This is a genomic window from Xanthomonas sp. WHRI 10207, assembly GCF_040202975.1.
Classification (GTDB): domain Bacteria; phylum Pseudomonadota; class Gammaproteobacteria; order Xanthomonadales; family Xanthomonadaceae; genus Xanthomonas.
Genome location: NZ_JBEGDX010000001.1, coordinates 252922 through 276307, shown reverse-complemented (window position 1 = coordinate 276307; position 23386 = coordinate 252922). Strand labels below are relative to the sequence as shown.

At 65.1% G+C, this 23386-nt stretch carries 24 protein-coding genes; 12 read left to right on the top strand and 12 right to left on the bottom strand.

Annotated features, from left to right (window positions below; genetic code table 11):
• Positions 1-41: 41 nt before the first annotated feature.
• The gene (moaB, locus tag ABQU90_RS01210; protein ID WP_115561393.1) at positions 42-560 is read left to right on the top strand and encodes a molybdenum cofactor biosynthesis protein B; all 519 of its coding nucleotides are present in this window, start codon (positions 42-44) and stop codon (positions 558-560) included.
• Between the two features lie 31 nt (positions 561-591).
• The gene (ppk2, locus tag ABQU90_RS01205; RefSeq protein WP_323521761.1) at positions 592-1374 is read left to right on the top strand and encodes a polyphosphate kinase 2; all 783 of its coding nucleotides are present in this window, start codon (positions 592-594) and stop codon (positions 1372-1374) included.
• Here ppk2 and ABQU90_RS01200 read toward each other — a convergent pair.
• From ABQU90_RS01200 to ABQU90_RS01185, 4 genes are all read right to left on the bottom strand, one after another.
• Entirely contained in the window at positions 1356-2585 is a 1230-nt protein-coding gene (locus ABQU90_RS01200) for a hypothetical protein (protein WP_323521760.1), read from the bottom strand. The two genes, ppk2 and ABQU90_RS01200, sit on opposite strands and share 19 nt — an antisense overlap.
• An 84-nt stretch (positions 2586-2669) precedes the next feature.
• The gene (locus ABQU90_RS01195; RefSeq protein WP_115553115.1) at positions 2670-2936 is read right to left on the bottom strand and encodes an acylphosphatase; all 267 of its coding nucleotides are present in this window, start codon (positions 2934-2936) and stop codon (positions 2670-2672) included.
• The gene (locus ABQU90_RS01190; protein ID WP_104614975.1) at positions 2936-3544 is read right to left on the bottom strand and encodes a TlpA family protein disulfide reductase; all 609 of its coding nucleotides are present in this window, start codon (positions 3542-3544) and stop codon (positions 2936-2938) included. The genes ABQU90_RS01195 and ABQU90_RS01190 overlap by 1 nt, the downstream gene beginning before the upstream one ends.
• Entirely contained in the window at positions 3541-4818 is a 1278-nt protein-coding gene (locus tag ABQU90_RS01185) for a YihY family inner membrane protein (RefSeq protein ID WP_228324032.1), read from the bottom strand. Before ABQU90_RS01185 ends, ABQU90_RS01190 begins: the two co-directional genes overlap by 4 nt.
• Before the next feature lie 110 nt (positions 4819-4928).
• Between ABQU90_RS01185 and wrbA the strand changes: the two genes are divergently transcribed.
• From wrbA to ybaK, 6 genes are all read left to right on the top strand, one after another.
• Positions 4929-5525, top strand: a complete 597-nt coding sequence (gene wrbA / locus ABQU90_RS01180; RefSeq protein WP_104614973.1) for an NAD(P)H:quinone oxidoreductase — start codon at positions 4929-4931, stop codon at positions 5523-5525.
• On the top strand, positions 5522-5866 hold the full coding sequence (locus ABQU90_RS01175; protein WP_323521757.1) for a DUF2069 domain-containing protein: 345 nt from the start codon (positions 5522-5524) through the stop codon (positions 5864-5866). The genes wrbA and ABQU90_RS01175 overlap by 4 nt, the downstream gene beginning before the upstream one ends.
• Positions 5867-6613: 747 nt before the next feature.
• Entirely contained in the window at positions 6614-7621 is a 1008-nt protein-coding gene (locus ABQU90_RS01170) for a hypothetical protein (protein WP_323521756.1), read from the top strand.
• A 215-nt stretch (positions 7622-7836) separates the two neighbouring features.
• Entirely contained in the window at positions 7837-8445 is a 609-nt protein-coding gene (locus ABQU90_RS01165; protein WP_323521755.1) for a hypothetical protein, read from the top strand.
• A gap of 289 nt (positions 8446-8734) precedes the next feature.
• Positions 8735-9220: an asparaginase domain-containing protein gene (locus ABQU90_RS01160; protein ID WP_055851295.1), complete on the top strand. Its 486-nt coding sequence runs from the start codon at positions 8735-8737 to the stop codon at positions 9218-9220.
• A 4-nt stretch (positions 9221-9224) separates the two neighbouring features.
• Positions 9225-9698 (top strand): Cys-tRNA(Pro) deacylase, encoded by a 474-nt coding sequence (gene ybaK / locus ABQU90_RS01155; protein WP_323521754.1) that lies wholly within the window; start codon positions 9225-9227, stop codon positions 9696-9698.
• 174 nt (positions 9699-9872) lie between these two features.
• Here the strand turns inward: ybaK and ABQU90_RS01150 are convergent, their stop codons facing one another.
• The 5 genes from ABQU90_RS01150 to sufT form a co-directional block, all read right to left on the bottom strand.
• Complete coding sequence (locus tag ABQU90_RS01150; RefSeq protein ID WP_323521753.1) at positions 9873-11570, bottom strand: S8 family peptidase; 1698 nt, start codon at positions 11568-11570, stop codon at positions 9873-9875.
• Between the two features lie 341 nt (positions 11571-11911).
• On the bottom strand, positions 11912-13321 hold the full coding sequence (locus ABQU90_RS01145; protein ID WP_323521751.1) for a S8 family peptidase: 1410 nt from the start codon (positions 13319-13321) through the stop codon (positions 11912-11914).
• 263 nt (positions 13322-13584) lie between these two features.
• Entirely contained in the window at positions 13585-15330 is a 1746-nt protein-coding gene (locus tag ABQU90_RS01140) for a S8 family peptidase (RefSeq protein ID WP_115514444.1), read from the bottom strand.
• A gap of 314 nt (positions 15331-15644) precedes the next feature.
• Entirely contained in the window at positions 15645-16730 is a 1086-nt protein-coding gene (locus ABQU90_RS01135) for a branched-chain amino acid aminotransferase (RefSeq protein WP_115512432.1), read from the bottom strand.
• A gap of 65 nt (positions 16731-16795) precedes the next feature.
• The gene (sufT, locus tag ABQU90_RS01130; protein WP_011260066.1) at positions 16796-17350 is read right to left on the bottom strand and encodes a putative Fe-S cluster assembly protein SufT; all 555 of its coding nucleotides are present in this window, start codon (positions 17348-17350) and stop codon (positions 16796-16798) included.
• A gap of 174 nt (positions 17351-17524) precedes the next feature.
• On the opposite strand from sufT, the gene ABQU90_RS01125 reads away from it, so the two are divergent.
• Entirely contained in the window at positions 17525-17944 is a 420-nt protein-coding gene (locus ABQU90_RS01125) for a hypothetical protein (RefSeq protein ID WP_115553153.1), read from the top strand.
• Positions 17945-18717: 773 nt separating this feature from the next.
• On the opposite strand, the gene ABQU90_RS01120 is transcribed toward ABQU90_RS01125, so the two are convergent.
• Together ABQU90_RS01120 and ABQU90_RS01115 are read right to left on the bottom strand one after the other, a co-directional pair.
• Entirely contained in the window at positions 18718-20160 is a 1443-nt protein-coding gene (locus tag ABQU90_RS01120; protein WP_407078658.1) for an NAD(P)(+) transhydrogenase (Re/Si-specific) subunit beta, read from the bottom strand.
• Between the two features lie 136 nt (positions 20161-20296).
• Positions 20297-20608, bottom strand: a complete 312-nt coding sequence (locus ABQU90_RS01115) for an NAD(P) transhydrogenase subunit alpha part 2 (protein WP_055851467.1) — start codon at positions 20606-20608, stop codon at positions 20297-20299.
• A gap of 113 nt (positions 20609-20721) precedes the next feature.
• On the opposite strand from ABQU90_RS01115, the gene ABQU90_RS01110 reads away from it, so the two are divergent.
• From ABQU90_RS01110 to ABQU90_RS01100, 3 genes are read left to right on the top strand one after another with little or no spacing between them, the layout of a single operon-like run.
• Positions 20722-21285, top strand: a complete 564-nt coding sequence (locus ABQU90_RS01110; protein WP_323521750.1) for an RNA polymerase sigma factor — start codon at positions 20722-20724, stop codon at positions 21283-21285.
• Positions 21282-21629 carry a hypothetical protein gene (locus ABQU90_RS01105; RefSeq protein WP_055851274.1) on the top strand — a complete coding sequence of 116 codons (348 nt, stop codon included), beginning with the start codon at positions 21282-21284 and terminating at the stop codon, positions 21627-21629. Before ABQU90_RS01110 ends, ABQU90_RS01105 begins: the two co-directional genes overlap by 4 nt.
• Positions 21630-21634: 5 nt before the next feature.
• A complete protein-coding gene (locus tag ABQU90_RS01100; protein ID WP_055851463.1) occupies positions 21635-22126 on the top strand; it encodes a DUF3106 domain-containing protein in 492 nt (163 codons plus the stop codon).
• 115 nt (positions 22127-22241) lie between these two features.
• Here the strand turns inward: ABQU90_RS01100 and ABQU90_RS01095 are convergent, their stop codons facing one another.
• Positions 22242-23333, bottom strand: a complete 1092-nt coding sequence (locus ABQU90_RS01095) for an NAD(P) transhydrogenase subunit alpha (RefSeq protein WP_323521748.1) — start codon at positions 23331-23333, stop codon at positions 22242-22244.
• Positions 23334-23386 lie beyond the last annotated feature (53 nt).

Sequence of the window (23386 nt, the reverse complement as noted above, 5' to 3'; positions counted from 1 at the left end):
GCAGCGCTGTACCCGGCCGCTGCGGCTGGTTACGCTGCGGCATGCCTTCTACTCCCGACTTCATTCCCCTGCGCCTGTGCGTGCTGACGGTGTCCGACAGCCGCACGCTGGCCGACGACCGCTCCGGCGATTACCTGGCCGACGCCCTCACCCAGGAAGGCCACGTGCTGCACGACCGTGCGCTGTGTCCGGACGATCGTTACCGCATGCGTGCGGTCGTGTCGGCATGGATTGCCGATGCGCAGGTGGACGGCATCCTGGTCACCGGCGGCACTGGCTTTACGGGCCGCGACAGCACGCCTGAGGCGATCACGCCGCTGCTGGACAAGATCATGCCGGGCTTCGGCGAGATGTTCCGCGCCATCAGCGTGGAAGAAATCGGCACGTCTTCGCTGCAATCGCGCGCGTTTGCGGGGCTGGCCAATCACAGCTTCGTGTTCTGCCTGCCCGGCTCCACCTCGGCGTGCCGCACGGCGTGGGAAAAGATCGTGCGTGCGCAGCTGGATGCGCGCACCAAGCCATGCAATCTGGCGACATTGCGTCCACGGCTGGGCGAATAGCCTGCGCGTTCGATCGTCGAACGGAACCCGCATGTCGCACCTGAAACGCAAGGCCTACAAAAAGTTGCTGGCACCGCTGCAGTTGGAGCTGGTCGGTATGGCGCGCTGGTTGCGCCACACCAATCAACGCGCCCTGGTGCTGGTGGAAGGCCGCGACACCGCCGGCAAGGGCGGCGTGATCCAGACCATCGCCAGCCATCTCAACCCGCGCCAGTGCCGGGTGGTGGCGCTGCCTAAGCCCAACGACCGCGAAAGCACGCAGTGGTATTTCCAGCGCTATGTAACGCATCTGCCGGCCGGCGGCGAATTGGTCCTAATGGACCGCAGTTGGTACAACCGCGCCGGCGTGGAACGGGTGATGGGCTATTGCACCGACGCGCAATACGAGGCGTTTCTGGAGCAGGCGCCGCGCTTTGAACAGATGCTGGTCGATGATGGCATTCTGCTGTTCAAGTACTGGTTGTGCGTGGACCAGGCCGAGCAGGAAGACCGCTTTGCCGAGCGTCACGAAGACCCGCTCAAGGGCTGGAAGCTGTCGCCGGTGGATCTGCAATCGCGCACCAAATACGACGATTACACCACCGCGCGCGAGCGCATGCTCGAAGTGACCCATATCCCGGATGCGCCGTGGACGCTGGTGGACTTCAACGACCAGAAACGTGGCCGGCTGAGCCTGATCCGCGATTTGCTGGATCGGCTGCCGGACACTTCGGTGCCGGAAGAGCCGCTAGCGCTGCCGCCCTTGCACGGCAAGCCGCACAAGGAGCGCTACGGCGTGCTGGAACCGATCGACGATTACGCCGGCCAGTCCTGAGAAACTTCGTCGCTGGCCGTGGTGGCGCGCGGCAGCGGATGCAGGCCGGCCTGACGTTCGGCCTGCTCAGCCTGCAGCACCAGCTGGCTCAGGCGCTGACTGAACAACTGCATGAAACCGCGGTGCAGCGGGCGCATCGCTTCCATGTAGTCCACATCGTCGGCTTGCGCGCCGAGCGGGCTGCAGGACGACAACAGCACTTCGTCCAGGCGTAAGGCGCTGTCGGGCAGACGGACCAGCGCAGCGCGACGCAACCAGTCGCGCATGCCTTCGCGGTATTCGGCGGCCAGGATGTAGGCCACTTCGACCTGGTCCAGGTCCACGTCCGGGTTCCATGCCAGCACCTGGATCACCTGCGAGCGCTCGTCCAGCATGCGGCCTTCGGCCACCAATGCATGCAGTTGCTGCAGCAGCCGCCACTGCACGCCGGCCGCGTCGCGTTGTGCGGTCGGCATCGCTTCGATCGCCAGCGCCAGACGGCGCGAGAACAGGGCCGGTACATCGGCCAGGACCACTGGGCCCGCATCGGCGCCCAGCAGGAAACGCTCGGTGCGCAACGCGGCGGTATCCGGCAGATAACCGTCCTGCAGCGGGCGCATCACACCGTGATCGAGCAGCGACAGCACCACGTCGAGCCAGTAGCGGCGATCCTGCTGCAGCGCGCGGTTGACCGAGGCGTTCTGCCAGGCGGTGCGTCCCTCGTCCAGACGTGCGATGCAGGCCTGGGCATCCATCCCATCCCACGGTGCGCGGGTGGCATCGTTGGGGTCGAAGGTTTCGGCGCTGAGCATGCCGGCGCCAAAGCGGTGCCAGGCGGCGCCACGCTGGGTGTCGGTCGGGTCGAGGCGGGGGGTGGCAGGCGCGACCGGAGCCGCCGGACGCAGCAACGCCGCGTAGGCATCGGTCCACGATTCGGGCAGGCGTGCGGACATCGGGTAGGTCGCCGCTGGCTGCGCCAGACCGCGACGCGCCAGACGCAGGCTCCACGCCACCGCACCGATCACGATGCCGCCAAACGTCCACGCCAGCAGCCAGCTGGTGGCCGCCTGTTCGGGCTGGAGGACGCGGGTGGACGGCTGCACGAACAGCAACCAGCCGCTGCCCAGCAGCGCACCGAGATACAGCCACGGCCCGAACTGCGTCAGCTGGTGATTGCGGCGATGTGCCGCCGGAGCGTGCCCGTCGTTGTGATCTTGAGATGGAGCGGCCATTACATTCCCCTGAACGCCTGATCGCGTTGAGAAGGTTATCGGCGAAGCAACGCAACTCTGTTGCCCCGCCGTGGCGGCACGCACTCAGCCAGTTACAAATTCTTCAGTCGGCGGAACCGCGCACGCCGTGCGTGTCACCGACGTCACCTGCGCCGCTGGCGGGCCTTGCCACAGCCAGGTTTCCAACGCATCCAGTGCGGCCTGGCTGCCGACGGCGACCACCTCCACGCTGCCGTCCGGCTGGTTGCGGGCGTGGCCGTACACACCCAGCGCAAGCGCGCGCTCGCGGGTGGAGGCGCGGTACCACACGCCCTGCACTGTCCCGCTGACCACAAAGCGCGCCGCCTGCATCACCCTGCCTTGCCGGTGATGCCGACCGCCGCCTCGATGTCGCGGGCGGTGACCGGGCCGAGGAACTGCTTGGCGACCTTGCCGTCCGGGCCGATCAAATAGGTCATTGGCAAGCCGCGTGGCGTGGCGAAGTCCTGCGGCGGCTGATACGGGTCCAGGATCGCCACCGGGTAAGACACCGGGTGATCCTTCAAAAACGCCTGCATGTCGGCGGCGGTGATGTCTTCATAGGCAAGGCCGACCACTTCGACGCTGTCGCGCATGGTGTGCAGTGCCGACAGCTCCGGCATTTCCTTCAGGCAAGGCGCGCACCAGGTGGCCCAGAAGTTGACCACCACCCACTTGCCGCGATGCGCGGCCAGGTCGTAGGTCTCTCCCGACACCGTGGGCAGCGACAGCTTGGGCATCTCGGCGGTCTGCTGCACCACCGAGGTATTGGCCGCGCTTGCCGGGTCAGCGGCGGGTTTTTCGGGTGTCTGGGTGGTTGCGGCAGGCGCAGCCGCCGAATCGGCTGCAGCGGGGGTGCCCTCGCCGGTAGGCTTGCAGGCGGTCAGGATCAATAGCGGCAACAGCAGCGCGCATGCGCCGCGCACAAGACGCATCGTCATAGGGGATCTCCGGGGAGGTGGGTGTAGAGGTCGCCGACCGGTTGCGCCAGAACGCCGCGCAACGGTTGACGCAATTGTTCCAGCGCGGCGGCGGCGGCCTGGCCGTAGGCATCGTCGCGGCACGGCAGCGGGCGGTCTTCGATCGGCACGCGCAGCTGGCAGTTTTCGTAGAGTTCGGCCATTGGCACCACGTCCAGATCGCGCGCCAGCAGCCATTGGCCGCGTTCGTCGCGCCGCAGCAGGCGGATGCGTTTGAGCTCGCACAGCAGCTCCTGCATCAGCGTGTCGGTGAGCATCGGCTCCAGCGCCAGGATGCGGTCTTCGTCCAGGCCATTGCCGTGGATGCGCGCCTGCCGGAACCGGCCGAGCAGGCGCAGCAGGCCATAAATTTCGAAGCCCGGCGGCAGGCGCATGGCTTCGGGCTGATAGCGGAATGCGGACATCGACGACGCCAGCGACGCGCCCAGCAACACCGACACCCAGCTCAGATAAATCCACAGCAGCAGGATCGGCAGCGCCGACAGCGCGCCGTAGATGCGCTGATAGGTCTGGAAATTGCCCAGATAGAAGCCGAAGCCCCACTTGACGATTTCCATCAGGATCACCGCCAGCAGCGCGCCAGGCAGCGCGTGCCGCAGGCGCACCGCATGCTGCGGCACCACGCGGTAGATCAGCACGATGCAGACGAACTCCACCGCCATCGGTGCCAGCCGCCAGGCGAATTCGGCCAGCCACTGGCCTTCGGTGGTGCGGAACAGCGGCAGCGCGAACACGTAGGCCGCCATCGCCATCGAGGCGGCGGCGAGCATCGTGCCCAGGGTCAGCACGGTCCAGTAAATCAAGAACCGCGTCACCTTGGGCCGCGCGGCAGCCACCCGCCAGATGCTGTTGAAGGTCTGCTCGATGCTGTGCAGGGTGATCAGCAACGAGGCCACCAGCGCCACCATACCGGCGACGGTGAACTTGCCCAGATCCTCGAGCGAGCGGTTGAGATAGTTCTGCACCGAGCGCGCGGCGCCGGGCACGAAATTGTTGAAGATGAAGTCGGTGAGCGCGTCCTTCCACTCGTTGAATGCAGGAAACGCCGACAATACGCCGAACACCACGATGGCCAGCGGCACCAGCGCAAACACCGTGGTGTAGGCCAGCGAGGCCGCTGCCTGGAACAGGCGGTCGTCCAGAAAGCGGCGCCACAGAAAGCGCCCGAAGCTCACCGTCCGCGCGCGATCGCGCAGACGCTCTTTCCATTGGTGGAGTTTGTTCACACGCGACATCGCGCAAGGGTACCCGATGCGCCGTCATCGCGGCCTTGTCGCACCTGCGGCGTGCAGGCAGGCGGCGGCATGGCCGATACTGCGGCAACTCAACAGGCGGCAGAGGCACGATGGCGGAGATTCTGGTGCTGTATTACAGCCGCGGCGGCTCGGTGGCGCGGCTGGCGCGGCAGATCGCGCGCGGCATCGGCGAGGTGCCGGGCATGAATGCGCGGCTGCGCACGGTGCCGCCGGTGGCTGCGGTCACCCAGACCAGCGCCCCACCGGTGCCTGACGAAGGCGCGCCGTATGTGGACCGCGTCGATCTGGCCGAATGCAGCGGCCTGCTGCTGGGCAGCCCGACCCGCTTCGGCAACATGGCCGCACCGATGAAACACTTCCTCGACAGCCTGGGCGCCGAATGGGCCACCGGCACCCTGGCCGGCAAGCCGGCAGGCGTGTTCACCTCCACCGCATCGATGCATGGCGGCCAGGAATCCACCCTGCTGTCGATGCACCTGCCGTTGCTGCACCACGGTTGCCTGATCGTCGGCATCCCGTTTACCGAGGCCGCGCTCAGCCACACCACCAGTGGCGGCACTCCGTACGGCGCCAGCCATGTGTCCGGCGCCGCTGGCGACCCGCAACCCAGCGAGGACGAAACCCTGCTGGCGCGCGCGCTCGGCCGCCGCGTGGCCGACATCGCGCGCCGGCTCGCCACGCCGTGAGCCTGCGCGCCGTGCATTGGCTGCTGACGCTTGCGCTGCTGGCGCTGGCGGTGGTGTACGTGATCTGGTTTCACGACGACCCGCATCGCACCGCCGCCTTGCTGGTCTTCGCGCTGCCGCCGGCACTGACCGGCGTGCTGGCCGTGCGCAGTGCCCGTGCCCGCTTCTGGGCCGGCACCTTTGCGCTGGGCTGGTTCAGTCACGGCGTGATGGCGGCCTGGAGCCAGCCCCACGTCCGTGGGCTGGCGTGGCTGGAACTGCTGCTGGCGCTATTGGTCATCGGGCTGGTCAGCGGGCCCGGCGTTGCCGCGCGCTTCGGTAAGCGCCGCCCGACACCCTAACCGCAAGCGACACGCGGGCACTCAACGTACTGGAACACCCCCGTTGCCAAGCGGCGGGCGGGCGCTGTTGCACGCCACCACCAGTCACCGGCAAGCGCGCCAGGCGTTGATGTTGATCATTGGCACTAGCGCCAGACTGCCCTTGGTGGGCCGAATCGCCAAACACCGTGGTTTTTTTAAAAACACGACGTTAATTTTTTGCCGACACATCCATCTCCGAATCATTAGAGATAAAGAAAATATTAGAGACCACTCCTACAAAACAGAGTTTGTCTTTCTGTGCGGATCCCCAATACATTCTCGCAACACGGAATAGATCGATTCCACAACACTCAAAGCCACTGGCTTAATGCTTCGTTAAAAAGGTCACATATTCTCCTGTCCAACCGGCTATCGCCACAGGAGACATGACCACATCTAGAGACCAATAAATACCCGCAAAACGGCCTGGCAACGTAGTCTTATTTAAACAAACTATCTAATTTTAATCTTTGCCTGAATCTTTAGCGCAGCGACACACAGTGTCAGTCGATGACACGTAGCCAATCAAAGGCACCAGTACGTTTGCGACGCAGGGCGGCACCCGCATCAACTTAACTACGCACTGCCTTTCGTAGAAATGTGAATCTGTAACGACGGAATAAATCACGCCGTCGTAGTCCCGTTTTACTTGCCAACCTCAATCACTATCCGGCACGAACTGCGCGATTATAACCGAGCACCCCACTCTTCCTGGGACATTCAACGATGCACCAATACACACCGCGACGCCGAAATCTTTTATTCTTCGCTATCGGCAGCGTGATCGCCTGCATAGCAATATACAGTTACTCCGGCACCCCTTCACCCAATGGGAAATACGGCAATTCAACCAGCGAAAATTCCTTGAGTAAAAAAGCTCCTTCTTCACGCAATTATTTTTCGCCACCCGCCACCGATGCGCGTGCCCTGACCTCTGAAAATCCACTGCCATCGCAGGATGAAGGCATCTTTTCTGCTGACGAGATCGCATCCCGGGTCAAGGAGTATTTCGAGCGCCTAGTGTCCGACCCATCGCTCTCCGATGCACAGCGCAGCGCGTTCGCGGCACGTCTGGTTGCAAGCATTGAGGCCGATCCCAAAGCGAAGCTTGCCGTTTCAGACTACCTCAGCAAGATGCCTGATGACATGCTCCGGGACGAACTTGGCAACATGCTGGTGCTTAACGCAACCGGCAGGGAGATGCTGGTTACCGAGGCAAACCGCATTTGGCAAAGCAAGGACAAGACACTGTATCGGGGCATGTACATGACATATGCCAACATGCCCGGCACTGCTTCTCCTAACATCCTGGCCGATGCGATTTCCTCGCTAGGCGAGCGCAGCAATAGCGACTATCCGTCGATTTCAGCACTGAACTTCATCGGGACCCTGGAACAGGACACCTCCATCGAAGGTGCCGCGCTTCGACAAAGCGCACTGTCGCAATTGGAGTCCCTGATCAGAGGCGATGGCGACGACACCGTGCGCGCCATCGCCGCTCAAAAAGTCTATCGCCTGTCTTCCCCAGAGGCGGCTGCAGAGGCAGCCACAAACTATCTTTCGCATAACCCGAGCAATCCGTTGGTAATGGAAACGCTCAATTCGGTGCGCAGCGGAGATGTGGAGCTGACTCCGCCACTCAGATCCAAACTTGCCGCAGCCGTGTCCCGTCCACAGGCATCCCAATCGGAAATACAAAGTTTTGCCGCGTTGACCAAGGCACGCGGCTCGTAGGACTGCTTTCACCGTGAACGAGGGGGAAGTGCATGACACCACATCATCGTGGTCGCCGGTCATGAACGGTGTCGCCGCCTGATCTGGATGGAATGCGTACGTCGTTAAGCCGCTAAATCACTCAAGGTGCATCCCCAATGACTTAAAGCCCTCCGGCCTAAGCCGTGCGCACGCTCAAATATTCAAAAACTTATCATTCTCAACGGAGTTGAAAAATGCTGAATAAAACATTCAAAACCACTTGGTTGATTGTTGCGGCGGCTGTTTTGTTCGCAAGCAGTTGCGCCAATGCCGCAACCATCCATGCGAAGGATATCGAGTTATTCAATGGTTGGGTCGGCAAGACGCAAAAGGCGTTCTATGAAGACGGCGATTTCAAGAATTGGTCCACTTGCTTCAGCTCGACCAACGGAAGCTGCAGCGCCAGCACCAAGTCCTCCACCGTTGGCACGTGCCGGAGTACCGAATTCGGTATCGGCGCAGACTGGGAGCTACCGATGAAAATCCCAGGATTGTCACTGAGCGGAAGTGCCAGCCATAGCTGGACCGAGTGCAACGAACGCTCCGAATCGACCGAATGTACGCCCCATGTAGGATTCAAGGGCGGAACAGCGGTTTTGGTGAGCGAACGCATTGGCCGAACGAAGTATCTGGGCGTGCTTGCGATTCCCCTTGGCAAGGTGACGTTGCCAGCCAATTACTTTGCAAGCAGTTATCAAGGCCGCAAGATCTACCAATACTCGGGAGCACCCATCATCACGCAAGGCTATCTTCCCGAGTACAGAGCCTATGGATGCCAGTATGTTCGCCCGTGGGTGAACTGATCGCATCGCGTCTGGGCACTCGGCCGTCATACGTCCGGCCTTGCACCCTCGGCGTGTTTGCGTGACCTGAAGTGTGTGACACAAGGAGTCCGTGCTTGCATAGCAAGCACGGACTTTGTACAGGCGCCCATCCAACTGCATCACTGCGGTGGGTAGCCACATCATGACAACCTCATCCAATTGGGGTGCCTTGCACTGCTGATGCAGCGCCCTGCAGGGCGCCGGCCGGGGCCGTATCATGACGGCCTTGCGCGGCCCGCACCGTGCCGGCCCTACAGGATCCGCAGCAATGGAAGACCTCCTGATCGTCACCACCGGTGGCACGATCGACAAGATCTACTTCGACGACAAATCCGACTACCAGATCGGCGACCCGCAGATTGGCCAGATCCTCAAGGAGCTGGGCGTGACCTTCCGCTTCTCGGTCATTCCGATCATCCGCAAGGATTCGTTGCACATCACCGAGGCTGATCGCGAGCTGATCCGCGCCACCATTGCCGCCCAACCGACCCGCCACGTGTTGATCACCCATGGCACCGATTCGATGGTGGCAACCGGCAAGGTGCTGCAGTCGATCGCCGACAAGACCATCGTGATGACCGGCGCGCTCAACCCGGCGCGTTTCCGCGGCTCGGATGCGGAGTTCAATATCGGTTGTGCGGTCGGTGCGGTGCAGTCGCTGCCGGCCGGCGTGTATATCGCCATGAACGGGCGGATCTGGAATCCGGAACAGGTGCGCAAGAACGTCGCTGCCAACCGTTTCGAATCGCTCTGAGGTCATGAGCAAGGCCACTCGCGCGACCAAGGCATTGGACGCTGCCGGCGTGGCCTACGGGCTGCACCCTTACGACTATCAACCCGACGCAGACGCCAAAGGCCTGCAGGCGGCAAACGCGCTTGGGCTGGCACCGCAGACGGTACTGAAAACATTGATGGCCTGGGTCGACGACCTGGCCGTGTGTGCAGTCATTCCCTGCAACCGGCGCCTGTCGCTGAAACAACTGGCCAGCGCATGCGGCGGAAAGTCCGCTCGCATGATGGACGTGGCGGATGCCGAACGCCGCACCGGCTACAAAGTGGGCGGTATCAGCCCGCTCGGTCAGCAGCGGCAGGCGCCGGTGCTGATCGAAGCCACCGCGCTGGACGCACCGGCACTGTGGATCAATGCCGGCCAGCGTGGCTTGCTGCTGGAATTGCCCGGCGCGCAGCTGCTGCAGGCCCTCACTGCACGGGCTTGCGTGCTGTGCGAGTAACAGCGGCCAACAAACCGTAGCGCACCCGTCAGGTCCGCATGGACGGCATGCTCAGCACCGGAACGTAGGCGTGGTACATCCCGCACCCAGCATCGGCCACGCCCACCTGGTGGTAAGCGCAGCCGGTGTGTCGGCGGTCTTAAGCCCGCATCGGGAGCCGTGCTCCCGCGATGCTCAGTACGTCGCCGTAACGCTGACCCCTGAAAACGCCAGCGTTGCCTTCAACCGCACGTAATACGTGCCGGCCGCCGGTGCGTTCAATGTGCAGCTGTCGGCATTGCCCGGCAGCAGGCTGCGGCAGTTGTAGGCGGTGTCGGTGGGCAGTGCAGCTGCGCGTAGCGACAGATCCGCATTGCCGCTGCCCCCGTTGAGCGCCACCTTGAGCGAGCGCGTACCGGCCGGCACGTTGATCTTGTAATACAGCACGTCCGACTGCGCTGCACTCAAACCGGTACGTGCCACATTCCTGTTCAAGGTGGTCGACGCGATCACCGCCGCCACCGCGCCATCGGCATTGACCAGCCCCGCACCGCACCCCTGCGTGCAGGCAACCGGCAACGGCCGGGCGCTACTTTTGAGCAGGGCTTTCACCATGGCCGGCGTGAGCGGATTCAGTGCCACCGACTGCATCAGCGCCACCACACCTGCCACATGCGGTGCAGCCATCGAGGTGCCGCTGTAAGACGCATACGCCGCATTCCCCGGCACCGTGGTGCCGCTGTTGAGCGTGGAGACGATGGCCTGCCCCGGCGCTGCAATATCCACGCCTTTGCCGAAGTTGGAGAAGCTGGCCTTGGCGCCCGCCGAGGTGGTGGCCGCCACGGCGATCACGTTCGGGCAATTGGCCGGCACGCTGGTGGCCACATCCATATTGCTGTTGCCTGCCGCCACCACCACCGAGCTACCCCGCGTCACCGCACCGGCGATGGCCGTGCTCAGCGTTGTCGAACAATTTCCCGCACCACCCAGCGACAGATTGATCACCGTGGCCGGATTCGGATTGGCCGGCACACCGGTGACCTTGCCGCCCGATGCCCAGACGATCGCATCGGCGATATCGGACATGTACCCGCCGCAGCGGCCCAATACGCGCAGCGGCAGCAACTTGGCATTGAACGCCGTGCCGACCACGCCGCCTGCATTGTTGCCGACCGCCGCCACGATGCCGGCCACATGTGTGCCATGCCAGCTGGAGCTGGAGGCGGACGCACCGGGCCCGCATTCGTTTGCCGCCGTCCAGTCGCCCTGGTCGGCGGCATTGGCGTCGCGCGCATTGCCGTCGCGCGCCGTCGCCGGGTCGACGATGAAGTCGTAGCCGGGCAGCACATTGGCGTCCAGATCCGGATGCTTGGTGATGCCGGTATCGATCACCGCCACCACGATGCCCTTGCCGGTGGTGCGGTCCCATGCCGGCCGGATGTTGAGACCGGCGGTGCTGGTGCCCATCGCCCACTGCTGCGGCACGCCGGGATCGTTGGGCACCAGCAAGGCGCGCATCAACACGTCCACTTCCACACGCTTGACGGCCGGGTCGGCGGCAAGGCGCCGCATCAGGCTTTCCGCATCCACGCGATCCAGTTTGCGATCGGCCACCAACAGCATCGGGCCAGTGCTGAGCCGGCGCGTGGCGGACAACCCCAGCGCGCGCCCGCGCTGTGCAGGCACGGCGCGGGCGATCTCGCGCCACGGCGCAGACAGGCCGGTCGCACGGCTGCTGCCGACACGGTCCTTGTAGCTGACGATGAAACGTTGATGGGTGGAACTGGACGCCAGCCCTTGCAGGCTGACCTCGCCGGCAGTGGCATAAAACGTGCAGGACAACGCACAGACAAACGCAGCGTGGCGCAGCACACCAACCGAGACATGCGACATGGATCAACCCTCCCCAAGGAGCTGAAAATTCGGAAGACAACGCGCTGACGCCCTCTGCGACGCGCACTGCCTGATCGTGGGGCGGTTGCACACGGCCATGCCTCACGTGCGGTGGCTATCGGCGCGCCGTTTGCGGGGCTGAAGCGGCAGCAAGGCTGCTCCATGCGCTTTGTTCAGCCATTGCCGCCGCCGGTTGGCCGACGCCCAGTCGTGGCCTATGCCCAAACGCACACTGCCCCGCCGAAGCGGGGCAGTGCAGGATTCAAAACACCGACAGCTGCGTCGGGGCCGGCCCGACGTCGATGCCGACGGTCAGTCCGGCATCGCGCCTTGCCTTCGCCTTACGGAGTCTGGCTGACCGCACCCGCCGCGTTGACGATACCGGCGCCGCAGCCGCCCGAGCAGGCGCCCGGCAACGGACGTGCGGTGTTCTTCAGCAGGGTTTCCACCGCCGCCGGCGTCAGCGGACGGCTGGCCGCCGATTGGACCAGCGCAACCACGCCGGCCACGTGCGGGGCCGCCATCGAGGTGCCGTTGTAGGACGCGTAGCTGGCGGTGCCCGGCGTGGTGGTGCCGCTGTTCAAGGTCGACAGGATCGCCGAGCCCGGGCCGGAGATGTCGATGGTGGTGCCGAAGTTGGAGAAGCTCGAACGCGCACCGGCCGAGGTGATCGACGCCACCGAGATCACGTTGGCGCAGCTGGCCGGGGTGAAGTTGGCCACGTTGGCATTGCTGTTGCCGGCCGCCACCACCACCGTGGTACCGCGCGAGACCGCACCGTTGATGGCGTTCTGGTAGGTGCTGGAACAGGTGCCGTTGCCGCCCAGCGACATGTTGATCACCTCGGCCGGATTGGCGTTGGCCGGTACGCCGGACACCGTGCCGCCGGAGGCCCACACGATGGCGTCGGCGATATCGGAGGTGGAGCCGCCACACCGGCCCAACGCGCGAACCGGCACGATGCGCGCGTTGAATGCGGTGCCTGCCACGCCGGTGTTGTTGTTGGTGACTGCGGCGATCGTGCCGGCCACGTGGGTGCCGTGCCAGCTTGAGTTGGAGGCCGGCGAACCCGAGAAGCACTGGTTGGCCGTGCTCCAGTCGCCCTGGTCAGCCGGATTGTTGTCGCGGCCGTTGTTGTCGCGCGCTCGCGTGGCATCGCTGATGAAGTCGTAGCCCGGCAGCACGTTGGCATTGAGATCCGGGTGGCTGGTAATGCCGGTGTCGATCACCGCCACCACCACGCCGGTGCCGGTGGCGGTGTCCCAGGCCGGACGCACGTTGATGCTGGATGCGGTGGTGCCGAAGCCCCACTGCTCGGACAGCCGCGTGTCGTTCGGGGTCAGCGTCGGATACATGATCTGATCGATTTCCACGTAGTCCACGCTCGGATCGGCGGCGATGCGGCGCATCAGCGTCTCGGCTTCGGCACGGTCCAGGCCACGGCTGGCCTTGAGCACTTCCGACCCCAGCGCGGTGCGGCGCACGTGGCTCAGACCCAGCGCGCGACCGGCGCGGGCCGGCACGGCGGAGGCGACCGAATTGAGCGATGCGCGCATCGACGTCGGGCTCACTGTCGGGCTGCTGCCGTCCTTGTACTTGACGATGAAGCGGTCCAGCGTGGGCTGCGATTCCAGACCGGACAGATTGACCTGACCGGCAAACGCCGGCACGGCCAGCAGGGAGGTCAGCGCGGAAACACCCAGCACTACCAGTGCGCGTGCAGGTGCACGACGTTGCGACACATTGGACATCGATCGTTCCTCAAGAAGTAGAAGTGCCGCAGCTGCGGCGAGATGACCGAGCCCTTGCCGCAACACCGCGGATCGGGCCGGACGAAACGGGCGCTGGCGCCCGTCGAAACGACTGACCGGTGTCCATTCCGGCCGAGCGGCAATGCCCTGCCTGCGCCTGCCGAAACGGCAGACGTGGGCGGACATCGCAGATGAGGTGTCGCGCTGGGACAGCGCTGCCTGGCCACGCGGCCAGACAGCGCAACAGCGTCGAACGGCAACGTTTAGTAGCTGGCGCTCAAGGTCACGCCAGAGAACGTGCTGTACGCCTTGACCCGCACGTAATACGTGCCGGAGGGCACGCTGATGTTGCAGGTTTCGGTATTGCCGCTGAGGTACGGACGGCAGGCGTAGGTGGTGTCGGTCGGTGCACTGCCGGCGCGCACGTACAGGTCTGCATCGCCGGTGCCGCCGCTGATCGCCACGGTGAGCGTGCCGCTGCCGGCGGGAACGGCGATGGTGTAGTTCAGCTCCGCACCGCTGGACGCGCCCAGGCCGGTGACCGGCGTGCCGTTGGTCAGCGTGTTGCCGGTTCCGCCACCGCCACCACCGTTGCTGCCGCTGATGGCAGCCGTCACCGCGGCGTCGGCATTGACGATGCCGGCACCGCAACCGCCGGAACAGGCACCCGGCAACGCGCGTGCGGTGTTCTTCAGCAAGGTTTCCACCGCTGCCGGAGTGAGCGCGGTCGGCGCGACCGACTGCACCAGCGCGACCACGCCGGCCACATGCGGCGCCGCCATCGAGGTGCCGTTGTAGGACGCGTAGCTGGCATTGCCCGGGGTGGTGGTGCCGCTATTGAGCGTGGACAGGATCGCCGAGCCCGGCGCGGATACATCGATGCCGGCGCCGAAGTTGGAATAGCTGGCCTTGGCACCCGCCGAGGTGGTGGCCGCCACCGCGATCACGTTGGCGCAGTTGGCCGGCAGCGAGCCGGACACGTTGGCCGAGCTGTTGCCGGCCGCCACCACCACGGTGGTGCCGCGCGACACCGCACCGCTGATGGCGTTCTGCATGGTGGTCGAACAGGCACCGCCACCACCGAGCGACATGTTGATGACCTCGGCCGGGTTGGCGTTGGCCGGAATGCCGCTGACGCTGCCGCCCGACGCCCACACGATGGCGTCGGAGATGTCCGACAACGAGCCGCCGCACTTGCCGAGCACGCGCACCGGCACGACCTTGGCGTTGTAGGCGGTACCGGCCACGCCGGTGCTGTTGTTGGTCACCGCAGCGACCGTGCCGGCCACATGGGTGCCGTGCCAGCTCGAGTTGGAGGCCGGAATCCCGGTGCCGCACTCGTTGGCGGCATACCAGTCGCCCTCGTCTGCAGGGTTGCTGTCGCGGCCATTGCCATCGCGCGCAGCCGTCGCGTCGCTGATGAAGTCGTAGCCGGGCAGGATATTGGCGCTGAGGTCGGCATGCGTGGTGATGCCGGTATCGATCACCGCCACCACGACGCCGGTCCCGGTGGCCTTGTCCCAGGCCGGACGGATGTTGAGGCCGGCATTGGTGGTGCCAAAGCCCCACTGCTCGGACAGCCGGGTGTCGTTCGGGGTCAGCGTGGCGCGCAGGATCTGGTCGACTTCCACGCTCTGCACGTTCGGGTCGGCGGCCAGTTGACGCATCAGGGTCTCGGCCTCGGCACGGTCCAGCGCGCGGTCGGCCTTGATCAGCTCGGGCCCCAGCGCCAGACGGCGCACCGCGTTCAGACCCAGCGCCTTGCCGGCCTTGGCCGGAACCGCGCGTGCGGCGGTGCGCAGCGAGGTGCTCAGCACAGTGGGACTGGCCAGCGCAGTGCTGCCGTCCTTGTAGGTCACGATGAATTTCTGGTGGGTCTGGGCAGTGGCAAGACCGTCCAGGTAGACCTCACCGGCAAACGCAGGTGTTGCCAGCAACAGGGAGGTCAGCGCGGTGGCGCCCAGGACGGTAAGCGTGCGAGGACGCTTGCGGAATGACTCGTTCGACATCGAATTCCCTTCCAAATCAAAGAGAACCGCCTTGGCGGTGTAATCCGGCACCGCCTGCATAGGTCGGCGCCGAGTCCCCGAATCAATCCCCTGTTATTGATCCGTTCAGCGAACCTATCCCACTCCAACCAGACTGGACAATACGAAATCGACACTTTTGAAACTTAAATATCAGTTTTGTGACAAGCGTCATGTCTGCTCAGTCCGCTTCCCACAGTTTTTTGACGGGATGCATGTCGCCCTGCTGCACAGCAGGCAAAAAAAAGCCCCTGCGCTGACGCGCAGAGGCCTGTTTTTGACGCTGTACCGCTGACTCAGGACAAGCGCACCAACCAGCCATGCCGGTCCGGCACGCGGCCGTACTGGATATCGGTCAATTCCTGGCGCAGCGACATGGTCACCTCGCCAGCCGGCGCGGACAGATCGCCCACCGCAAAACCGTCGCCCTTGAGCTCACCGATCGGGGTGACCACCGCAGCGGTGCCGCAGGCAAACACTTCGACAATCTCGCCCGACGCCACGCCCTGCTTCCATTCGTCGATGGACACCTTGCGCTCGACCACGCGCATGCCGCGGTCGCGCGCCAGCTGCAGGATGCTGTCGCGGGTAATGCCTTCCAGGATGCTGCCGGACAGTTCCGGGGTCACCAAGGTGCCGTCCTGGTAGACCAAGAACACGTTCATGCCGCCCAGTTCTTCGATGTACTTGCCTTCGACCGGATCCAGAAACAGCACCTGCGAGCAGCCCTGCGCATAGGCTTTCTGCTGCGGCAGCAGCGAAGCGGCGTAGTTGCCGCCGCACTTGGCCGCGCCGGTGCCGCCCTTGGCCGCACGTGCGTATTCGGTGGACAACCAGATCGACACCGGCGCCACGCCCTTGGCGAAGTACGGGCCGGCCGGACTGGCGATCACGTAATACGACGCCTTGTGCGCGGCGCGCACGCCCAGAAAGGCCTCGTCGGCGATCATGAACGGGCGGAAATACAGGCTGGTCTCCGGCGCCGACGGCACCCAGCCGGCGTCCACGGCCACCAGCTGGCGCAGCGATTCGACAAACAGGTCTACCGGCAATTCCGGCAGCGCCAGACGACGCGCCGAGCGCTGCAGGCGTTCGCCGTTGGACTGCGGGCGGAAGGTCCAGATCGAGCCATCGGCATGCCGGTAAGCCTTGATGCCTTCGAAGATTTCCTGGCCGTAATGCAGCACCGACGCGGCCGGGTCCAACTGCAGCGGGCCGTAGGCACGCACTTGCGCGTCGTGCCAGCCCTGCTCGTTGTTCCAGGAAATGGCGACCATGTGGTCGGTGAAGTGCAGCCCGAAACCGGGCGCGGCCAGGATCACGGACAGTTCGTCGGCGCTGCGCGGCGACGGAGAACGGGTGGAAGCGAAGGACACGGACACCGGAAGATTCCTGTATGGCGGGCGAAAGGACGCGGCGCCACATCTGCGGACATGGCGCCTGACGATCAGAGCATGCCGGTCTCGAGACGGGCCGCTTCGGACATCATATGCCGGCCCCACGGCGGGTCGAACACCAGCTCGACATCGGCCTCGGCAATGGTCGGGATCATTTCCACCTTGCTGCGCACGTCGTCGACCAGGATCTCACCCATGCCGCAGCCGGGCGCGGTGAGCGTCATCTTGACGTCCACCCGACGCTGGTTGTCCTCTTCGCGATGGCTGACCACCGCTTCGTAGACCAGGCCCAGATCGACGATATTGAACGGAATTTCCGGGTCGAAGCAGGTGCGCAACTGCTGCCATACCAGCGCTTCCACTTCTTCGTCGCTGGCGTTGGCGGGCAATTCCAGCCCCGGCGGGGCCTCCTTGCCGATCGCATCGCCATCCTTGCCGGCAATGCGGAACAGATTGCCTTCGACAAAGACCGTGTAGCTGCCACCCAGGGCCTGGGTGATATAGCCATAACTGCCTGCGGGCAGGGTCACCGAATCGCCCTGCGGCACCATGACGGCATCGCAATCGCGTTCGAACTGGACGGGTTCGCTGCTACGGGAGTACATGGGCTGGATATGGGGCCGCGCCGGACGCGCGCAAGTCGGCCATTCTAGCCGACCGCGATGGCGCCGCCGCCGCTGGCCGCCAATCCCTTCAACGACGCTGCATTCCATCTGCCGATGCAGTGCGTCGCAAAGTGCGGCATGCGCTCTATCATGTGCGCACTGTCAGGAGCTCCAATGCCGCCCACCTCCGCGTCCGCCAGAAGCGCCCACTGGCTCTGGCCCCCGCTCCTGTTGCTGGGAAGCGTCACCGCCCTCATCGCCTGGCTGCTCATCGCCCTTGCGCTCGGCAACCAGGCCGGCTGGATGGCGGTACTGGTCGCACTGGAAGTGGTCTGGATGCTGCGCCTGGGCACATTGCGCGCCGGCAGGTTGCGTATCGGCGTGGCGGTGGCGACCACCGCATTGATCATCGTCGGCGCCAACTGGGGCATCGCCTCGGCGCAACTGGGCGGATCGCTGGGTCTGGACCCGTGGACCTCCGCCCAGAAAATGGGCCCGCGCCTGGCCTGGACCCTGCTGCAACTGGCCAATAATGCGTTCGACCTGCTGTGTTACTTCGCAGCGGTGCTCGTGGCGTGGTGGGCTGCGCGCTGAGCAAGGCGCAGTTGTCGCGGTAGCCGAAGCAGCGATGCGTTGAAGCGGATGCCTCGGTCATACAGATCCAGATGGCGCTGTTCTTCGAAGACTGTCGTGCTCATTGTGCCGACGCAGCGATGCCTGGAGCTCTGCGACTTGGCTGCAGGGCCCTTACCCGCCCACCCTCGCGGGACACGCTGCAAGTACGTCCTTGTAAGCTCTTTGGCGGCATCCATGCCGCCAAAGGTCCCGCGAGGGTGGGCGGGCAAGGACCAGTCAAGCTGGTCGGTGTATGTGGTTGCGAGCAGGGCATGACGTGCGCTGATCAGCCCACTGTGCGTCGACCAGCTTCTCACCACCTTCTCATCGCAAGCCGAGCAGCAGACCGGCTTTCAACACGCAATCCAAACACTTTACATTTGCATAGCGCAGCGCAAGACCCGCAGTACGCTTTCAAGAAAGCAGCCGACCAACTCTCTGATGCGGTGTCCTCGCCGATTGCGGGACCCTTGGCGGCATAGATGCCGCCAAGGAGCCTCCAAGGACGGATTCACGGCGTGTCCCGCAAGCGGCGAGGGCACCGCGCCCTCGACGAGCTGAGCGTTGGACTACCTCTGGACACTGCTGCGATTCGAAAGCTCGGCAGCTTGTTTGCGACTGGCTGGAGATTGCGGATAGATCACGCGTGAGCTGCCGATCTGCGCCTCAGCTGCAAGGAACTTGGCAGCGAGCACACCGCCCTCGACCAATCGGCTTCTCAAGTGCATCCGCGACATCCGTCGTACGAGGCCTCAATGCCCGCCCCCATCCAGCGCCTTTAGCTCGCTGACCAGCGCGCTGGCCGCTTCGGCACCGTCGCCGTAGAGCATGCGGGTGTTGTCGGCGTAGAACAGCGCATTTTCGATGCCGGCAAAGCCGGTGCCCTTGCCGCGCTTGATCACCACCGTATTGCGTGAATTGACCACGTCCAGGATCGGCATGCCGTAGATCGGGCTGGCCGGGTCGGTCTTGGCGACCGGGTTGACCACGTCGTTGGCGCCAATCACCAGCGACACATCGGTGCTGGCGAACTCGGGATTGATGTCGTCCATGTCGGCGATCAGGTCGTACGGCACGCCGGCTTCGGCCAGCAGCACGTTCATATGCCCGGGCATGCGCCCGGCGACCGGGTGGATCGCAAACTTCACCTTGACACCGCGCGCGATCAGCCGCTGCGCCAGCTCCCAGATCTTGTGCTGCGCCTGCGCCACCGCCATGCCGTAGCCGGGCACGATCACCACCCGTTCGGCGAAGGCCATCATTGCGGCCACATCGCTGGCCTCGATGGGTTTTTGCGCGCCGCTGATCTCCTGCGCCTGCCCGCCGCCACCGAAGTTGGAAAACAGCACGCCGCTGATCGGCCGGTTCATCGCCTTGGCCATCAACCGAGTCAGCAGGATGCCGGCCGCGCCCACCATCATGCCGGCAATGATCAATGCCTCATTGCCCAGCACATAGCCTTCAAACGCCACCGCCAGGCCGGTAAAGGCGTTGTAGAGCGAAATCACCACCGGCATGTCGGCACCGCCGATCGGCAGCGTCATCAACACGCCCAGCGCGAGCGCCACGGCGAAGAAGGCGATGATCGCCAGCGGCTGCAGGCTGGTGGCGGCCCAGATGCCGAGTGCCAGGACGGCCAGCGCCACCAGCAGATTGACCGCCTGCTGGCCGGGAAAGGTCACCCGTCGGTCGAGCCGGCCATCCAGTTTGGCCCAGGCGATGATCGAGCCGGACAACGACACCGCCCCGATCGCCGAGCCGATCACAGCCAGCATCACCGTGGTGGTGTCCGGCCGCCGCGCCGCCAGTTCGGCGATCGCCTGCGCGCTCCAGTGCGCAGTGTCGCGATTGGCGAAGAAGGAAAACCGCAGCAGCTCCACCGCGCCGATCGCCGCCGCCGAGCCGCCGCCCATGCCGTTGTACAGCGCCACCATCTGCGGCATGTCGGTGATGGCCACCTTCTTGGCCGACCACCACGCCACCCCGGTGCCGATCGCCAGCGCTGCCAGGATCAGCGGCACGTTGTGCAGTTCCGGCAGGAAGAACGTGGCCACCGTGGCGATCAGCATGCCGGCGCCGGCCCAGCGGATGCCGCTACGCGCGGTCCTGGGAGAGGCCATACGTTGCAGGCCGAGCAGGAACAGGGTCGCGGCGATCAGGTAGCTACTCTTGATGAGGATCGGCAAAAGGTGCATCAGCAGCCACGCTCCAGAGAAGGACATCTGCCCGAACGGCAGCACATAAGCCAGGAAGCCCAGCGCGAAGCCGAGCAGCGGGACAAGCACGGCTGCGGCCAGCACCGCTGCGATGCGATGCGTAGGCGCCGTACGTTCAATCTTTCGCGTCGCGCTTGGCCGGATCCGGCTTGCTGGATTTGAACATGTCCAGCATCCGCTCGGTCACCACGTAACCCCCGGCCGCATTGCCCGCGCCCAGCACCACCGCGACGAACCCCAGCGCTTTTTCCAGCGTGGTGTCGGCATGCCCAAGCACCACCATCGCGCCGATCAGCACGATGCCGTGGATGAAGTTGGAGCCGGACATAAGCGGGGTATGCAGGATCACCGGCACCCGCGAGATGATCACGTGGCCGGCGATGGCCGCCAGCATGAAGATGTACAGCGCTACGAACCCGTCGCTCATCGTCTTTCGCTCCACTGGCCGGTGCGGCCCGCCGATCATACCCACGCATCGGGCATGTCAACCGAATCGGCGCTGGGCCGTTGACGTCGTATCGTCTTCGCGGAAGCTACGCTGTGCTGGTGGGAACCCCTTTCGATCCGCAGCCTTCTACAACGGCCGCCGCCGTCCCGGTGTCGCTGGACGCATTTTTGGCGGGCATCGGTCCGCGTGCGTTCCGTTTTGCCGAGGCCGGTCTGCGTCACCGCGAAGACGCGCTGGATGCCGTGCAGGACGCCATGGTCAAGCTGCTCGGCTACCGTGAACGGCCGGCCGAGGAATGGACGCCGTTGTTCTGGAGCATCCTGCGCAGCCGCATCATCGACCTGCAGCGCCGCCGCACGTTCCGGCTGAAATTCTGGGCACCGGCCGAGCACGCCGATGATGAAGGCCCGATCGAGTGGGCCGACCCCGGCATCGGCCCGGTCGGCGCGCAGCAACATCAGCAGGCCTACCAACGGCTGGTTGAGGCGCTGCGTAGCCTGCCGGCGCGCCAGCGCGAGGCGTTCACGCTGCGCGTACTGGAAGACCTGGATGTGGCCACCACCGCCAAGGCGATGGGCTGCTCCGAAGGCTCGGTCAAAACTCACCTGTCGCGCGCGCGCGACGCGCTACAAAAACAGTTCGAGGATTTCCTGTGAACCGCTCCCACGATCCGGCCCAGTTCGATGCGCAACTGCGCCAACTGCACGCCGCCGCGCTCACCAGCCTGCCGCCGCAGACCCTGGCACGCCTGCGCCAGGCACGCCACGCGTCGGCGCCGCGTCCACGCCGCGGTTACTGGTTGCTGGCCACCGCCTGTTCGGGTCTGCTGGCCGTCGCTATCGGCCTGCAACTGCGACCGGGCGACACTGCACCCACAAGCGTCGCGCCAACCCAGGCAGTGGCCGGCAACAGCGCCGGCACCGACACCGACGACCTGCTGACCCAGAACCCCGACCTGTATGTCTGGCTCGGGTCCGATACCGCTTTGGCAATGGAATGAGCACGATGACCCGCACCACCCGCCTGCTGTTGACCCTGCTGCTCTGCGCCGGGCCGTGCGCGTCGCTGTTGGCGCAGGATCGCCCGCCGCCGGGCCCGCCGGGGCCACCGCCGATGGACGGACACGGCCCGCATGGCCCAGGCCCACGCAACGAGACGCCGATGCCGGAGTGGGACAAGCTGACCCAGCAACAGCGCCAGGTGCTGATCGATGCGCTGCGCGAGCGCTGGAACGATGTGCCCGAAGAACGTCCGCGCATGTACCGGCATGCCAGTCGCTGGCTGGACATGACTCCCGAACAGCGCAAGCAGGCCAAGGCCGGCATGGACCGCTTCCGCAACATGAGCCCGGACCAGCGCCGCGAAGCCAAGGCCTTGTTCGACCGCATGCGCGCGCTCAACCCGCAACAGCGCAATGAGCTGCAACAACGCTGGCAGAAGATGAGCCCGGCCGAACGCAGCGCCTGGTTACGCGACCACCCGCCGACGGACGATTGAACGCCGCCGCACTAGCGGCGCAGCAACGCGACGGCGTGCGATGAAGGCTTGACGGTCACCTCCATCGCGCGCAAGCGACAGGTCGAACAGCCACTGCGCGCACGCACGCAGCGCGCTAGGCCGCCGGTGTGGCCGACCAACGCGTCTTCGCCAGCAACTCATCGTCCCAGTCGAATGACAGCGCACCGTCGCTGATCAACAACGCGGCGAATGCGTAGACGTTGCGCGCAAACATCTCGCTGGCATGCACCGCGCCCTGGCTTGCCAGGTTGAGCGGCCCGGCGACCACCACGCCATCGAGATCGACGGTTTCGCCCGGACGCGTGGCCGCGCAATTGCCGCCGGTTTCCGCAGCCAGATCCACGATCACGCTGCCGGCGCGCATGCCCTGCACCATCTCCGTGGTCACGATCTTTGGCGCTGGTCGCCCCGGCACGGCCGCAGTGCAGACCACCACATCCACGCCTTTGAGATGCTCGGCCAGGCGGCGCTGCTGCTCGGCGCGTTCGTCGTCGGTGAGTTGGCGTGCGTAGCCGCCTTCGCCGGCAGCGCTGACGCCCAGATCCAGAAAGCGCGCGCCCAGGGACGCGATCTGCTCGCGGGTTTCCGGGCGCACATCGAAACCTTCCACCTGCGCGCCCAGCCGTTTGGCCGTGGCGATCGCCTGCAAGCCGGCCACGCCCGCACCGATTACCACCACCTTGCAGGGGCGCATCGTGCCCGCGGCAGTAGTGAGCATCGGGAAGAACCGCGGCGCCAGTTGCGCGGCCAGTAACACGGCCTTGTAGCCGGCCATGCCGGCCTGCGAACTCAGCACGTCCATCGATTGCGCACGCGTGGTGCGCGGCAGGCGCTCCAGCGGAAACGCGACCAGTCCGCGCGTGGCAAATGCCTGCGCACGCGCCGGGTCGGCATCGGGTGCGAGCATGCCGATCACCACCGTCTGCGGTTTGCACAACAGCAAGACATCGGTCGGCGGTGCCTGCACACAGAGCAGCATGTCGGCCTGATCAAGCGTGTGTGCGCTGGCAAGTTGCGCACCGGCCTGCAGATACGCCGCATCGTCCATGCTGCTGGCGCGGCCGGCGTCCGGCTCGATCCACACGCTGGCGCCAAGCGCGACCAGCTTCTTGACCGTTTCCGGCGTTGCCGCCACCCGGCGTTCGCCCGCTGCCTGTTCTTTCAGCACCAGCACCTGCACAGCCATGGGTTGCTCCGGTCTCGCGCTCAGTGCGGCGATGCTAGCAGAGCGTGGCCGCG

Excerpts from the sequence above, each read along its gene's own strand:
- ppk2 (WP_323521761.1), top strand. The coding sequence starts at position 592 with ATGTCGCACCTGAAACGCAAGGCCTACAAAAAGTTGCTGGCACCGCTG.
- ABQU90_RS01185 (WP_228324032.1), bottom strand. The coding sequence starts at position 4,818 with ATGTCGCGTGTGAACAAACTCCACCAATGGAAAGAGCGTCTGCGCGAT.
- ABQU90_RS01165 (WP_323521755.1), top strand. The coding sequence starts at position 7,837 with ATGCTGAATAAAACATTCAAAACCACTTGGTTGATTGTTGCGGCGGCT.
- ABQU90_RS01095 (WP_323521748.1), bottom strand. The coding sequence starts at position 23,333 with ATGGCTGTGCAGGTGCTGGTGCTGAAAGAACAGGCAGCGGGCGAACGC.
- wrbA (WP_104614973.1), top strand. The coding sequence starts at position 4,929 with ATGGCGGAGATTCTGGTGCTGTATTACAGCCGCGGCGGCTCGGTGGCG.
- sufT (WP_011260066.1), bottom strand. The coding sequence starts at position 17,350 with ATGTACTCCCGTAGCAGCGAACCCGTCCAGTTCGAACGCGATTGCGAT.
- ABQU90_RS01115 (WP_055851467.1), bottom strand. The coding sequence starts at position 20,608 with ATGAGCGACGGGTTCGTAGCGCTGTACATCTTCATGCTGGCGGCCATC.
- ABQU90_RS01140 (WP_115514444.1), bottom strand. The coding sequence starts at position 15,330 with ATGTCGAACGAGTCATTCCGCAAGCGTCCTCGCACGCTTACCGTCCTG.
- ABQU90_RS01195 (WP_115553115.1), bottom strand. The coding sequence starts at position 2,936 with ATGCAGGCGGCGCGCTTTGTGGTCAGCGGGACAGTGCAGGGCGTGTGG.
- ABQU90_RS01150 (WP_323521753.1), bottom strand. The coding sequence starts at position 11,570 with ATGTCGCATGTCTCGGTTGGTGTGCTGCGCCACGCTGCGTTTGTCTGT.
- moaB (WP_115561393.1), top strand. The coding sequence starts at position 42 with ATGCCTTCTACTCCCGACTTCATTCCCCTGCGCCTGTGCGTGCTGACG.
- ABQU90_RS01190 (WP_104614975.1), bottom strand. The coding sequence starts at position 3,544 with ATGACGATGCGTCTTGTGCGCGGCGCATGCGCGCTGCTGTTGCCGCTA.
- ABQU90_RS01145 (WP_323521751.1), bottom strand. The coding sequence starts at position 13,321 with ATGTCCAATGTGTCGCAACGTCGTGCACCTGCACGCGCACTGGTAGTG.
- ABQU90_RS01200 (WP_323521760.1), bottom strand. The coding sequence starts at position 2,585 with ATGGCCGCTCCATCTCAAGATCACAACGACGGGCACGCTCCGGCGGCA.
- ybaK (WP_323521754.1), top strand. The coding sequence starts at position 9,225 with ATGAGCAAGGCCACTCGCGCGACCAAGGCATTGGACGCTGCCGGCGTG.
- ABQU90_RS01120 (WP_407078658.1), bottom strand. The coding sequence starts at position 20,160 with ATGCACCTTTTGCCGATCCTCATCAAGAGTAGCTACCTGATCGCCGCG.
- ABQU90_RS01170 (WP_323521756.1), top strand. The coding sequence starts at position 6,614 with ATGCACCAATACACACCGCGACGCCGAAATCTTTTATTCTTCGCTATC.
- ABQU90_RS01160 (WP_055851295.1), top strand. The coding sequence starts at position 8,735 with ATGGAAGACCTCCTGATCGTCACCACCGGTGGCACGATCGACAAGATC.
- ABQU90_RS01100 (WP_055851463.1), top strand. The coding sequence starts at position 21,635 with ATGACCCGCACCACCCGCCTGCTGTTGACCCTGCTGCTCTGCGCCGGG.
- ABQU90_RS01125 (WP_115553153.1), top strand. The coding sequence starts at position 17,525 with ATGCCGCCCACCTCCGCGTCCGCCAGAAGCGCCCACTGGCTCTGGCCC.